Raw genomic sequence first — 13,732 nt, forward strand, 5'->3', positions numbered from 1 at the left:
TTCTCAGTTTTCGTCACCCTGTCCCGAATCCTCGGGAGGTTCAGGGTCTCACTTTTTCTATGATTGATTCTCTGTATTTTGAGATGCTGAAACTAGTTCTGCATGACGTTGAAGCTTAATTTCTCGTGGCTTATAATCTTTCGCGATCTCAGCGATGGCTTTAATATGTTCTGGAGTGGTACCGCAGCAGCCACCAAGGATATTCACCAGGCCTTTTTCAAGGTATTCAAGGATCTGATTCGACATTTCCTGCGCATCCTGGTCGTATTCTCCAAAGGCATTGGGTAAACCAGCATTGGGATAGGCCGAAACACCAAATTCAGTATTTCGGGCAACTGCTTCCAGGTGTGGCGTTAATTGCTTCGCGCCAAGTGCACAGTTAAAACCAATGCTCAAAAGTGGAATATGAGAAACCGAGATCAGGAAAGCTTCGGCTGTTTGCCCGGAAAGGGTTCTTCCCGAAGCATCGGTGATGGTTCCGCTTACCATGACCGGGATTTCAGAATTCAGTTCTTCTTTCAATTCATCAATAGCGAACAAGGCTGCCTTGGCATTCAGCGTATCAAAAACCGTTTCCACCAGCAATACATCCACTCCTCCTTCGATCAGCGCTTTTGCCTGGAGTTTATAGGCCAGCCTTAATTCTTCGAATGAAATAGCTCTATACCCGGGATCATTTACATCTGGGCTCATACTGGCCGTTTTGTTGGTTGGGCCCATCGCCCCGGCAACGAATCTCGGTTTTTCGGGATCTTCGGCGGTTACTTCTTCAGCAACTTTTTTAGCGATCCTGGCCGACTCATAATTCAGCTCATAAACCAGCTCCTCCATCTTATAATCGGCCATGGCGATGGTAGTTCCGGAGAAGGTATTGGTTTCCACGATATCGGCGCCGGCATAGAAATACTTTCGGTGTATGGTCGCAATGGCTTCAGGCTGGGTAAGAGACAGAAGATCGTTATTTCCCTTCAGCGAAACCGGCCAGTCGGCAAAACGTTTTCCGCGGAAATCCTCTTCAGAAAATTGATATTCCTGAAGCATGGTCCCCATGGCTCCGTCGAGTATTAATATTTTTTTTGAGAGTATTTCTTCTATTCTTGACATGTTCTTTATTATGAACGTTATCGAGAAAAGAAGACAGAAAAGAAGTCTAATTGTTATCTATCTACGCCTGAAGCGCAGTAGAACGTAGCACCTTCTCCAAAGGAGGGTTGCTAAGGTTTCACAGGGTCTAATCCCTCAACCTTTCTTGATAACGAATTTTAGTAAAAAATGAACTTACAGGGCAAATATAGTTATGATGCACCTAAAAGCAAGGATTTAAGAAAATTTTCTATAAAACCCCTTCGCCGTTCAAAGTAATGGAATAACTGATCTCGGCCGCTTTTTCCAGCATTTTAGAAACCGAACAATACTTATCCATCGACAATTTCACCGCTCTTTCAACTTTAGCTGGTGGCACATCACCTTCAAGGATAAAATCCAGCTGGATCTTTTTGAAAACATTCGGAATGGCCCCGTCTTCACGGTATCCATCCACCTCAACCCGAAGATCATCCAGTTCATGATTCTGTTTTCTCAGGATCATCACCACATCTATACTGCTACAACCGGCGATCCCGCGAAGAATAAGGTCCATCGGGCTTGACCCCTTTGGCTCATCATCGGTTTTATTATCTAAAAGCACGATATTTCCGCGCTCGTTTACAGTTTCAAAAAGGTAATTTTCGTTGATTCTCTTAAGGCTGATCTTCATGATTTCAAATTTTCATCAAATATAGAAATTCTGATTTTTCTGTTGGGTAACAAAGGTTACCTATCCGTAATCATTTTTAGAGTGTCATCCTGAACCTGGTTCAGGAACTATTGAGAAGCTGAAACAAGTTCAGCTTGACGAAAAAATAAATTATGAGCATCTAAACACTAATACTCTGAACCACTTCTCTTTTCGCTTCCTTTTTGGAACCATCGAATCCTTCCACTCCGCCAACAGTGGTATACTTCAGCACGTATTTCTTGTCCGGGTAAATTCGTTGATAAGCACTCTGACACATGATCGCCGCCTCATGAAAACCTGAAAGGATCAGTTTCAACTTTCCTTTGTAGGTATTCACATCACCAATCGCGTAAACTCCCGGAATGTTGGTTTGATAATCGTATGAATTATCCACTTTTATGGCATTTTTTTCGATCTCCAGTCCCCAGTCCCCGATTGGTCCCAGTTTAGGTGATAAACCGAAAAGCGGGATAAAATCGTCCACACTTCTGAATTCTTCTCCACGTGCCTTGTCTTTATGACGAATTACCACCTCTTCCAGCTGATCTTCACCTCTTAAACCAACCACCTCGGCATTGGTGATCATTTCGATCTTACCCAGTTTAGCCAGTTCTGAAACTCGTTCTACGGAATCCAAAGCTCCGCGGAATTCAGCTCTTCGGTGTACCAGGGCAACTTCTGAAGCCACGTCGGACAAAAAGATCGCCCAGTCTAAAGCCGAATCTCCCCCGCCGGCGATCACTACCTTTTTATCTCTAAAAACTTCCGGGTCTTTGATAAAATAGGAAACACCTTTATCTTCAAAATCTGAAATATTGGTGATAGGCGGCTTCCGTGGTTCAAAAGAACCGAGTCCGCCGGCGATAGCCACAACCGGAGCATGATGCTGAGTTCCTTTATTGGTGGTGACAATGAAAGTTCCGTCATCGAGTTTTTCTAAAGTTTCCGCACGTTCGCCCAGGGTAAATCCAGGTTCAAAAGGCCTGATCTGCTCCATCAGGTTTTTCACCAGGTCTCCGGCAAGAATTTCCGGGAAAGCCGGTATATCATAAATCGGTTTTTTGGGATAGATCTCTGAACACTGCCCGCCCGGTTGTGGCAACGCATCTATCAAATGTGTTTTCAGCTTTAAAAGCCCCGCTTCGAAAACGGTAAATAAACCGGTTGGCCCGGCTCCGATTATCAAAATATCAGTTTTAATCATTTTTCTCCTTTTTTAAGATTAAAGACTCGGTTATACTATTCATTTGGTCCACTTTGGCCTCAAAATCGCCTTTTATGGATTTCCTGTATTCATTTAAATTTTCCACCATCTGGTTGACATTTTCCGGGATCACCTCCTCAAAGAACTGCCGAAGCCTTTTGGCCGTAGTCGGCGACTTTCCATTCGTGGAAATGGCGATTTTCACATGACCTTTATTGACTATGCCACCCATATAGAAATCACATAGCTCAGGGGTATCGGCGATATTGGCCAGTAAATACCTTTTCTTCGCATCCCGATGTACCCGTTTATTTAATTTTGCATCGTTTGTGGCGGCAATAACGAAATGTTTCTTTTTAAGGTATTTTCGCTTATACCTGCCTTTGATGAGTTTGGCGCCGTGTTTTTTAGCCAGCTCTTCAGTTTCGGGAAGGAACCATTTCGCAACGATCTCCACCTTCGCATTCGGACTGGATTTGAACAAAAAATGCAGTTTTTCATGGCCTACATTTCCTCCGCCTACCACCAGGACGTTTAGGTGATTCACCTTTAAAAAGACCGGGTATAATTCGTTTCTTTCTTCCATTTTTTATTTTTTAGGTCTCGACTCCGCTCGACCTGACAATTGTTTTTCTCACCTTGAGCGCAGTCGAAAGGTGATTACCACCTTATTTTAAGCAGCTCCTATTTTCACCAATTTCGACTTATTCGATGTCGTCCTGGCCTGCTGAAAAATTTGCTGCAACGCATTCGCTTCTTTCACCACTTCGCCTATCACGATGATCGCTGGAGCTCCCAGTTTTTTTGCTGAAACCACTTTTTCAATAGACCTGATCGTGCCAAAGCCTGATCTTTCATTTTCGGTAGTTCCGTTCTGAATGATTCCTACCGGAACATTTTCTTTTCCAAAGCCTTTAAAAACCTCCACGATCTCCTTCAGTTTTCCCATTCCCATCAGGATCACCACGGTTGCCGTTGATTGAGCAGCTAACCGAACATCGTTCGATAATTTTCTTTGGGAGGTCGTTCCGGTGATCACCCAGAAACTTTCGGAAGTTCCTCTTTGAGTTAAAGGGATACCGACATTGGCCGGAACGGCGATTGACGAAGTGATCCCTGAAACCACGGCAGTTTCGAGTCCGTTTTTGCGTGCAAAATCGATCTCTTCAGAACCTCTTCCGAAGATGAATGGATCGCCGCCTTTCAGTCTTACCACATGTCCTCTTTCCAGAGCGTACTTCACGATAAGTTCATTGATCTCCTCCTGCGGAAAACGATGCTTATCCTTTCTCTTTCCCACGAAAATATGTTCTGCCTGTGGCGCATATTCCAGCAATTTCCGGTTGATCAGCGCATCATACAGGATAACCTGGGCCGACTTTAATACGTTCAGTGCCTTAATCGTGATTAATTCCGGATCTCCGGGACCGGCGCCAACTACGCTTAGTTTTGGTGTATTAAACATTTTGTACCTCCTTTGTTCTATAGGCATCCACTCTTTTCAGAAACAAATGCGCGTCCTCTAAATATTTCTTTGCAAAAGCCTCGGAAGGCTCATTTTCATTCAACTGGTAGGCAAATTCCTTAAACGAAGTTGATAATTCTATTTTACCGGTTTCCACGAACAATTCATCAAATTGCGCGATGATCCCGGCCTGGGTATTGGTCTTGACGTCCTCTGCCAGCAATAAGGCTTTGGCTGAATTCACAATGGAAGTATAGGAATGATAGATACTATCTGCCCAGTCCTTTCTTTCCAATGCAGCCTTTGCATTATCTATCTTTTCTTCACTTTCGAACAGCAGCGTTGCGATCAAATCGATCACCACCCCGGCACATTCACCCACGCCAACCGCTTTGATATAAGGAGACTCATGGCCCCAATCCACAAAATCATTTTCAGAAAGATTCGAAGTATCGGCGAGATCCTTCAAAAGATCATAGAAATAGGTCTTTTCTTTTCTGTCATAATATTCCGCGAATTTTTCATTCTCCTCAGAATTTGCTTCGAAATCGTTCAGCAGAATTCGTAGCGCTTCCGGGCCACGTTTACTGGGAACCTTCACCACTTTATCGGCGAATCTTCCCTGTCCGTTACCAAGAGTTCCGCCGCCAAGCAAAACCTGAAGGGCCGGCGCTACCGTTTTTCCCACCTTTATCGACATTCCCTGGAAACCGATCTCTGCCATATTATGCTGCCCGCAGGCATTCATACAACCACTGATTTTGATGGTAATATCCTTTCCATTTACGAATTGTGGATATTCTTCTTTCAGAACATCTTCCAGAACATCGGCGATACCGGTACTGCTGGCAATACCAAGGTTACAGGTATCGGTTCCCGGGCAGGCGGTGATATCCACGGTTTTGTTATACCCGGTTTCAGCATATCCGAGATTTTTTAATTCGGAATAAAAGAAAGGCAGAAACTCTTCGCGTACATGACGGATCAAAATATCCTGTCTCAGCGTCAATCTTAATTCATTGCCAGCATATTTTTTAACCAGGTCGGCCAGCTTTCTTGCTCCACCGGTATAAAAATCACCTAGCGGAACACGGATCCCAATAGCGAACAGACCTTCCTGCTTCTGGGCAAAAACATTCGTATTCTTCCAGGTTTCAAACTCCTTCTGATCTTCGATTTTCACCTCGGGAATTGTAACATCCTGTAGAGGCGGAGCAGCTTCAAATTTCTCGATTTCAAATTTTGGCTGCTTCTGGGACAGTGCAGTTTTCTGCTGTTCCACGAGTTCCATAAAAGCTTCCTTCCCAATATCCTTGATCAGGAATTTCATTCTTGCTTTTAATCGTTTTGCCCGTTCTCCGTGCCGATCGAAAACCCTTAAAACACCTTCGGTTAAAGGGATGATCTCCTCCGCAGGAAGAAAATCATGCAGCAGATCGGCATGCCTCGGCTGGGAACCGAGTCCGCCGCCGAGCATTACCTTAAATCCACGTTTTCCATCTTTCAGCTTTGCAATAAATCCAAGGTCATGGATATAGCTCAGGGCCGTATCCTCTTCAGAAGAAGAGAATGATATCTTGAATTTTCGTCCCATCTCCTGGCAAACGGGGTTCCGAAGAAAGAACTGGAACATGGCGTGCGCATAGGGCGAAACATCAAAAGGCTCATTCGGATCGATCCCCGCGGTTGGTGATGCCGTGATATTCCTGACCGTGTTCCCGCAGGCCTCGCGAAGCGTGATATCATCTTTCTCCAGCTGCGCCCAGAGTTCCGGAGTTCTGTCCAGGCTCACATAATGAATCTGAATATCCTGGCGGGTAGTGATATGCAATCGCCCTTTGGAATATTCGTCTGAAACATCAGCGATACGGTGCAATTGTTCCGAAGTCACCTTACCAAACGGCAGTTTTATACGAACCATTTGCACACCAGACTGTCTTTGTCCGTATACCCCGCGAGCTAAACGCAGGCTTCGGAATTTCTCTTCATCAGCCTTTCCTTCGCGGAACAACCTGATCTTTTTCTCCAGATCCAGGATGTCTTTTTCGACTACTGGATTTTCGATTTCGGTTCTAAAACTTTGCATGATCTTCTTTTTTAAATTTTTAGCTGAAATTTCTCTTTAATCGTCACCCTGAACTTGTTTCAGGGTCCTTTCATCAGTCCATTTTATTTGCCTGAGATGCTGAAACTCCCGAAGCCTCGGGACAGCATGACGCGCCATATTTTTAAAAACTCCTTAATGAAAAAAGTCCTTTTAGGTTCTCACTTAAAAGGACTTTTTATAATTCAGTTTATAAAATGAGCTTCTAAGTGTGAGGCAAATGGCACATACACATATTTGAAGAAATGTTCATGATGAAATATTTCACTTACAATTTATTCTATTTAATGAATCCCACTCCTGCCGTAGTATTGGTTTGGGTATCTATCAGGATAAATCTTCCATTCGATCGATTCTCCTGATAACTATCGACAAAAATTGATTTGCTTAATTTAAGCTTTACACTTCCTATGTCATTTAATTTTAGAGCATTTGCATCATCTGCAGTTCCAAAATCTGTATCTATTTGACCTTCCACCTTATCGACTTTGGCTAAAACTCCATTGGTGTTATGCTGTAAAACGTATTTTGTTCCCGGGACTAAAGTCCTATTATCCATCCAGCAAACTGTCGCATTTAGGATTTTAGTTTCTTTAGGGACTTCATAGGATTTTACCAACATATCACCTCTACTCACATTAATATCATCGGCTAGTTTAATCGTAACAGAACTTCCGGCAGGAGCTTCTTCAAAGAAATCATTGAAGAAATGAATTTCTTTAATGGTTGATGTAGTTAGGGATGGTAGCACGGTAACTTGATCACCAACTTTTAAACTACCTCCGCTAATCTTACCCGCGTAACCACGATAATCATGAAATTCATCTGTCTTAGGCCTGATAACCATTTGCACTGAAAATCGCGCCTGACTTTTTTCTTCAAAATCTTCCAATTTGAGATTTTCTAAATGTTCCAGAATTGTTTGCCCGTCATACCATGGCATCGCTGAGGATTTTTCAGCAATATTTTCACCCCAAAGTGCGCTCACAGGGATAAAAGTGAGCTTCTGTTCTTTAAAATCACTTTTAGCTCTTAACTCTTCAAAATCCTGAACTATATTATTGAACACCTCTTCAGAATAATTCACGAGATCCATCTTATTTACCGCAACGATCACTTCTTTAACCCTTAGAAGATTATTGATGAAAAAATGCCTGTAAGTCTGCTCGATAACTCCTTTTCTTGCATCAATCAAAATAATCGAGGTCTGGGAAGTTGAGGCACCGGTCACCATATTTCGAGTGTATTCAATATGGCCGGGAGTATCAGCGATTATATAACTTTTCTTCGGAGTTGAAAAGTAAATATGAGCCACATCGATGGTTATTCCCTGTTCTCTTTCGGCTACCAGACCATCTGTAGCCAGCGAAAAATCGAGGTAATCCAGACCATTCTTTTTACTCACTCTTTCGATGGCCTCAATTTTATCTGAAGTCAGTGATTTTGTATCGTAAAGCAACCTTCCTATAAGAGTGCTTTTACCATCGTCTACACTTCCTGCTGTTGCTATTTTTAAAACTTCCATTTTGCTTCTTTTAGAAATAACCTTGTTGTTTTCTTGTTTCCATCGCGGCTTCAGACCTTTTATCGTCGATCCTTGCTCCTCGTTCTGAAATTGCCGAATCTCTAATTTCCTGAATGATCTTTTGAACTGTATCAGCATTAGACGCTACGGCTGCGGTACAGGTTATATCACCAACCGTTCTGAATCTCACACGTTTTGTTTCGGTGGTTTCATGATCCTCTTTATACACATATTCTGAAGCTGTCCAGATCAACCCATCTCTTTCAAATATCTCGCGATCATGAGCGAAGTAGATCGATGGTATTTCAATTTTTTCGGAATCGATATAGTTCCAGACATCGAGTTCTGTCCAATTTGAAATAGGAAAAACACGAACGTTCTGGCCAATATCAATTCTTCCATTGAGCATGTCAAAAACCTCCGGGCGCTGATTCTTTTCATCCCATTCTCCAAAATCGTTTCTAATTGAAAATATCCGCTCTTTGGCTCTTGCCTTTTCCTCGTCTCTACGAGCTCCTCCAATACAGGCATCGAATTTGAATTCATCGATCGCATTCAAAAGGGTATTAGTTTGAAGAGAATTTCGGCTGGAATATTTTCCTTTCTCCTCAATTGAAATACCATTATCGATATCATCCTGAACTTTGCGAACAATAAGATCCAGGCCAAGGTCTTTAACCAGGCGGTCTCTAAATTCAATGGTTTCAGGAAAATTATGCCCGGTATCTATATGCATAAGCGGAAAGGGAATCCTGGCCGGATAAAAGGCCTTCTGGGCTAACCTCACAAGGGTTATAGAATCTTTTCCTCCTGAAAATAAGAGTACAGGATTTTCAAATTGAGCCACTACTTCCCGGAAGATGTAAATAGCTTCGCTTTCTAGTGTATTTTGATTTAAAATTGAACTCATTTATAAACTTTTAGGCGTGCAAACCGCATTCTCTATTATCTAATACTTTTGTAGGATCGAAATATTTGAATTCATTGGGCAAATCATTATCCTTTAAATAAACATCAAGCTCCTTATCTGAATAATGATAAAAAGGACTCACTTTTAAAATTCCGTCTTTACTATAACTCAGGATATCAATACTATCCCTGAATGCAGTTTGACCTTTTCTTAAATTCGTGAACCATACATCAGGCAGATGTTCCCTCATAGCTCTTTGAAAAGGTTCCAGTTTAACCTGCCTGGTAAATTCGGCGTGGAAAGAACTGTCCACCGATGGAATTCCACCATTGATAGCATCTCTATAAGCCGCTGTTTCGACAGGCGTATAAAGGGAAATATTGAGTTTTAAAGCATCTATCAATGTCCTGGCATGTTTATAGGTTTGAGGTGTGTTGTAACCCGTATCGCACCATATCACACTAATTCCAGCTTTCACCGAATTACAGGCATAAATTATAGCAGCTTCATAAGGCCGAAAATTGGTTGTAACCACAGGTGATTTTGCTGCCCTAATAGCCCAGCTAATAATCTCTTCTGGCTTTGCGTGCTTGAATCTATTATTGAGCTCATGAAGCTCTTTATCATTTATCCTTTCCATAATTATTCTTTTCCGTAAGGAATAAAATTCCAAATTCTTTCATGTCCGAAATACAATATCATTTTTGTTACCAGTTCAACCGATCCAATGGCCAGTGCAGTTTCTATCTGCCCCGTAAGCACCCAGGATATAATAATTGTATCTAAGGTCCCTACAATTCTCCAACTAATAGTTTTCAAAATACTGCGCATCGGTTTTTCAGTCGACTTATCCTTCTTATATGTCCTTTTCGCTTTAGTATGATTCAGTAACATCAACATAATCTCTTCTATAAAACTATAATCCTATCGGCTTACTAGGTTTTAAACAAAACTAGACTTCCCTCAATTAAACACCAATTATTTTTTCTATAAAATTTTATTTTAACACTTCAACCTATTGCATAAAAGCAATATCTTCCAGAGTGTTTTCGCCAAGTACATTCAGTGATGCGTCCCTTACCTGTATCATTAATCTATGGACTGAACAGGTTTTCTCGTCAGGACAATCCTCGCACTTTTCGTAATAATTAAGGCTTACACAGGGCACCATCGCGATTGGTCCTTCAAGAACCCTGATCACAGCGGTCATTTTGATCTCACCTGGTTCCTTAATGAGATAATAACCTCCGCCTTTTCCTTTTTTGGACCCCAGAAATCCTGATTTTCTCAATTCCAGAAGTATACTTTCTAGGAACTTTTGAGAAATGTTCTCACTTTCAGAGATCTCTGAGGCCTGGACCGGTTTCCTGTCCTTTTTCCTGGCTATATAGGCCAGTGCCTTAATTCCGTACTTGGTCTTTTTGGAAAGCATAGGACGAATATAAAAATATTTTCCCGTTGCTTTCCCTAATTGTTCAATGCGTTTTTTAAGTCGTTAATAATATCATCTATATGTTCCAGGCCTACTGAAATTCGTACCAGCCCGTCGCTGATCCCTGCCTCCAGACGTTCTTCTTCACTCAGTTTACTATGCGTGGTCGATGCTGGATGAGTCACGATGGTTCGCGTATCTCCAAGATTTGCAGACCTCGTGCATAATTGCAGGCTATCAATAAACTTTCGCCCGGCCTCTATCCCGCCTTTTACTTCAAATGCCACTACATTTCCGCCGAGTCTCATCTGTCTTTTCGCTATTTCATATTGAGGATGAGATTTCAGAAACGGATATTTCACCCATCCAATTTGCTCATCATCTTCCAGGAACTCGGCTACTTTAAGGGCATTCTCACAATGTTTTTCCAGCCTTACCGAAAGGGTTTCCAGGCTTTTGGAAAGCACCCAGGCGTTAAATGGTGACAATGCCGGACCCGTATTCCTACTGAACAAATAAATTTCTCGAATCAGGTCTTCTCTTCCTACAGTCACACCGCCAAGTACTCTGCCTTGCCCATCGATCAGTTTTGTTGCCGAATGTATCACCAGGTCGGCTCCAAACTTTATCGGATTCTGAATATAGGGCGTGGCAAAGCAGTTATCGATTATGAGGATGAGATCATGTTTTTTAGCGATCTCGCCCAATAATTTCAGATCCAGAATATCTACTCCCGGATTTGTAGGAGATTCAGCAAACAGAATCTTGGTTTCAGGTTTGATAAAACTCTCGATGGTTTCCGGTTTATTCACATCAAAATAGGAATGTGAAATATTCCATTTTGGAAAATATCTGGTAAACAAGCCATGGGTCGAGCCAAAAACCGATCTTGCCGCCACGATATGATCACCGCTATTCAAAAGGGCCGCAAGGGTTGAGAATACAGCCGCCATCCCGGTAGCGAAAGCATAACCTGCCTCTGCCCCTTCCATTTTCGCTATTTTCTCCACGAATTCTGAAGTATTGGGATTGGTAAAACGGCTATAGATATTCCGTTCCTTTTCCTCGGCAAATCCAGCTCTCATATCTTCGGAATCTTCAAAAACATAGCTTGAGGTAAGATAAAGCGGCACCGAATGTTCCTGAAATTGTGTTCGCTCACTTTGCGTTCTTACCGCTATGGTTTCAAAATTCTCCTTAAAATGACCATTACAGTCACTTTTCTCTATTCCGATGGCTTGTAGGTTTTCCATTTCAGTTCTAGTTTAAACGTTCAGATATCTTTAAAATATCTCCAAATACTCCTCTTGCAGTCACCTCTGCTCCTGCTCCGGCTCCGCGGATCACCAATGGCTGATCTTTGTAGGATTCCGTATAGATCTCGAAAATGTTATCGGCTCCTTCGATCTGTCCTAAAACAGAACTTTTTGGTTCATTGATCAGTTTCGCCTCAAGGGTTCCGGCAACCACATCTAGCTCTCCAATATATCTTAGCACCTCATCCTTCAGTTTTTTCGCCCTGTACACCTCAAAATGTTCATCCAGTTCGGCGATCCTTGAATTGAAATCTTCAAGGCTGGTATTTCCATTTAGTTGCGTTGGAATGAGCGATTCGATTTTTACTTCTTCAAATTCCTTTTTCAGTTGTAATTCCCTGGCCAGGATGAGCAATTTTCTCCCCACATCCTTCCCACTGAGATCTATGCGAGCATCAGGTTCGGTATAACCAAGAATTCCAGCCTCTTCCAACACCTTCGAGAATTGCTTCTCTTCGCTGGAATAAGTATTGAAAATATAGCTGAGCGATCCTGAAAACACACCGCGAATCCGGGTGACCTTTTCACCCGATAAATGAAGGTTTTTCAGTGTTTCCACTATCGGAAGGCCTGCCCCGACATTGGTCTCATAAATAAAGTTCTTCTTTTTCTTTTTCAGTTCTTTCCTCAGATTTCCGTAAAATTCAGAAGACAGCGTATTGGCAACTTTATTGGCTGCTATAATATGACTCCCGGCATTAATCAATGCAAAATATTTCTGCGGAAAATCATCACTGGCCGTTGTGTCTATGGAAACAAGGTTCTCAAACTGATGTTTTCTGAAATACTCTTCAATTTCATCAAAGGAATATTTCTGAGAAGTCTTTTTGAATCCGTTATCCCAGCCCGATTTGATCCCATTGGGGTTCAGAAGCGCATGTGAGGAATCGGCCACCAGGATCACTTTTACAAAGATCCCCGAAGTCTCCTCGAGGTGTGCCTCTGATCTTTTTAGTTGTTCCAGTAGTTTACTGCCTACCTTACCCGGCCCAAACAGAGCGAGATGAATCGTTTTCATATTCTTTAATGGTTTTTTGAAAGATTGGTTTTAAGAAATTATTTAGCTGATCGGTTTCAATTAAAAAGGCATCGTGGCCGTGAATAGACCTGATCTCATGAATGCTGATATTCGGTTTTAAAAGCGACAGTTCCACGTAAGTATTCCAGTTCTCCTCGGCCAGAAAGAAAAGATCTGAATTCACGGTTACTATATGGATATCCCCTTCGATCCTGCTGGCCGCCTCCAGGTGATTCCCGGTACCATGACTAATATCGATAGTCGTAAGCAGGTGGTTCATCAATTTGTAGGACTGAAGGGTAAAGCGGTTTTTCAGTTTTTCACCATGATGTAACAACCAGTTCTCTACTTCAAAGGCCTGGTTTTCCTGGTTCCTTTTTCCTTCAAATTTCTGAGCCAGGGACTGCGGAGTGCGATAGAAAGTCATCGCATGCATACGGGCATCGTGAACTGGATTAGAGGAATTATTCAGAATATGATCCTGGATACGGCAATTGGCTACCAGCCAGTCGGTAGACCTATAATCTGAAGCGATCGGGATCACATGCTGCGCCAGGTCTGGTTTCTGAACCGCCAGTTCCCAGGCCAGTGCTCCGCCAATACTTCCGCCGATCACGGCAAAAAGCTTGGATATTTTCAACTTTTCTAAAGCCTGCAATTGGATCTCGGCGATATCCTTCAGCCTGAATTCCTTATAATTTTCAAAGAACTGATCTTCGTGCCCTTTAAATCCGTTGCCAGGAATATTAAAAGCCAGCACACAGAATTTATTGATATCGATGCATTTATTTTTCCCGATAAGTTCTTTCCACCAGCCTGTGCTGCCGGTAACCAGGGAATTTCCAGTCAGTGCATGATTCACAAGAATGATGGGGGCTTCGGTTGGTTTTTTTCCGAAGAACTGGTAGCTAAGGTGAATATCCTGGACCGTTCCCGCGGAATTTGTATAATTTTCTATGAGTATCTCTTGTAGCATTGTTT

14 protein-coding genes and 1 riboswitch are annotated in these 13,732 nt (G+C 42.4%); all 14 genes read right to left on the bottom strand.

Annotated elements, in window-relative coordinates:
- Nucleotides 1-57 precede the first annotated feature (57 nt).
- The 14 genes from MKO06_RS01235 to MKO06_RS17120 all read right to left on the bottom strand — a co-directional run bounded on the left by MKO06_RS01235 (nucleotide 58) and on the right by MKO06_RS17120 (nucleotide 13,727).
- Nucleotides 58-1,104, bottom strand: a complete 1,047-nt coding sequence (locus tag MKO06_RS01235) for a homocysteine S-methyltransferase family protein (RefSeq protein WP_241550519.1) — start codon at nucleotides 1,102-1,104, stop codon at nucleotides 58-60.
- A gap of 50 nt (nucleotides 1,105-1,154) precedes the next feature.
- Nucleotides 1,155-1,259: riboswitch (SAM riboswitch) on the bottom strand.
- 74 nt (nucleotides 1,260-1,333) lie between these two features.
- Entirely contained in the window at nucleotides 1,334-1,756 is a 423-nt protein-coding gene (locus MKO06_RS01240; RefSeq protein ID WP_241550520.1) for an OsmC family protein, read from the bottom strand.
- Nucleotides 1,757-1,916: 160 nt separating this feature from the next.
- Entirely contained in the window at nucleotides 1,917-2,981 is a 1,065-nt protein-coding gene (locus tag MKO06_RS01245) for an NAD(P)/FAD-dependent oxidoreductase (protein WP_241550521.1), read from the bottom strand.
- Nucleotides 2,974-3,567: a precorrin-2 dehydrogenase/sirohydrochlorin ferrochelatase family protein gene (locus tag MKO06_RS01250; RefSeq protein WP_241550522.1), complete on the bottom strand. Its 594-nt coding sequence runs from the start codon at nucleotides 3,565-3,567 to the stop codon at nucleotides 2,974-2,976. Before MKO06_RS01250 ends, MKO06_RS01245 begins: the two co-directional genes overlap by 8 nt.
- Nucleotides 3,568-3,654: 87 nt before the next feature.
- Nucleotides 3,655-4,446: a uroporphyrinogen-III C-methyltransferase gene (gene cobA / locus MKO06_RS01255; RefSeq protein WP_241550523.1), complete on the bottom strand. Its 792-nt coding sequence runs from the start codon at nucleotides 4,444-4,446 to the stop codon at nucleotides 3,655-3,657.
- The gene (locus MKO06_RS01260) at nucleotides 4,439-6,532 is read right to left on the bottom strand and encodes a HEPN domain-containing protein (RefSeq protein ID WP_241550524.1); all 2,094 of its coding nucleotides are present in this window, start codon (nucleotides 6,530-6,532) and stop codon (nucleotides 4,439-4,441) included. The genes cobA and MKO06_RS01260 overlap by 8 nt, the downstream gene beginning before the upstream one ends.
- Nucleotides 6,533-6,830: 298 nt before the next feature.
- Entirely contained in the window at nucleotides 6,831-8,075 is a 1,245-nt protein-coding gene (locus MKO06_RS01265) for a sulfate adenylyltransferase subunit 1 (RefSeq protein WP_241550525.1), read from the bottom strand.
- 10 nt (nucleotides 8,076-8,085) lie between these two features.
- Nucleotides 8,086-8,985 (bottom strand): sulfate adenylyltransferase subunit CysD, encoded by a 900-nt coding sequence (gene cysD / locus MKO06_RS01270; protein ID WP_241550526.1) that lies wholly within the window; start codon nucleotides 8,983-8,985, stop codon nucleotides 8,086-8,088.
- A 10-nt stretch (nucleotides 8,986-8,995) separates the two neighbouring features.
- Nucleotides 8,996-9,625: a phosphoadenosine phosphosulfate reductase domain-containing protein gene (locus MKO06_RS01275; RefSeq protein WP_241550527.1), complete on the bottom strand. Its 630-nt coding sequence runs from the start codon at nucleotides 9,623-9,625 to the stop codon at nucleotides 8,996-8,998.
- Nucleotides 9,626-9,627: 2 nt separating this feature from the next.
- A complete protein-coding gene (locus MKO06_RS01280) occupies nucleotides 9,628-9,804 on the bottom strand; it encodes a DUF2061 domain-containing protein (RefSeq protein ID WP_341849938.1) in 177 nt (58 codons plus the stop codon).
- Nucleotides 9,805-10,000: 196 nt separating this feature from the next.
- Complete coding sequence (locus MKO06_RS01285; RefSeq protein ID WP_241550529.1) at nucleotides 10,001-10,417, bottom strand: RrF2 family transcriptional regulator; 417 nt, start codon at nucleotides 10,415-10,417, stop codon at nucleotides 10,001-10,003.
- 35 nt (nucleotides 10,418-10,452) lie between these two features.
- Nucleotides 10,453-11,670 carry a trans-sulfuration enzyme family protein gene (locus tag MKO06_RS01290; RefSeq protein WP_241550530.1) on the bottom strand — a complete coding sequence of 406 codons (1,218 nt, stop codon included), beginning with the start codon at nucleotides 11,668-11,670 and terminating at the stop codon, nucleotides 10,453-10,455.
- A 7-nt stretch (nucleotides 11,671-11,677) separates the two neighbouring features.
- Complete coding sequence (locus tag MKO06_RS17115; RefSeq protein WP_341849939.1) at nucleotides 11,678-12,751, bottom strand: homoserine dehydrogenase family protein; 1,074 nt, start codon at nucleotides 12,749-12,751, stop codon at nucleotides 11,678-11,680.
- On the bottom strand, nucleotides 12,714-13,727 hold the full coding sequence (locus MKO06_RS17120) for an alpha/beta fold hydrolase (RefSeq protein WP_341849940.1): 1,014 nt from the start codon (nucleotides 13,725-13,727) through the stop codon (nucleotides 12,714-12,716). The genes MKO06_RS17115 and MKO06_RS17120 overlap by 38 nt, the downstream gene beginning before the upstream one ends.
- Between the last annotated feature and the right edge of the window lie 5 nt (nucleotides 13,728-13,732).

Source organism: Christiangramia oceanisediminis (assembly GCF_022570735.2).
GTDB lineage: Bacteria > Bacteroidota > Bacteroidia > Flavobacteriales > Flavobacteriaceae > Christiangramia > Christiangramia oceanisediminis.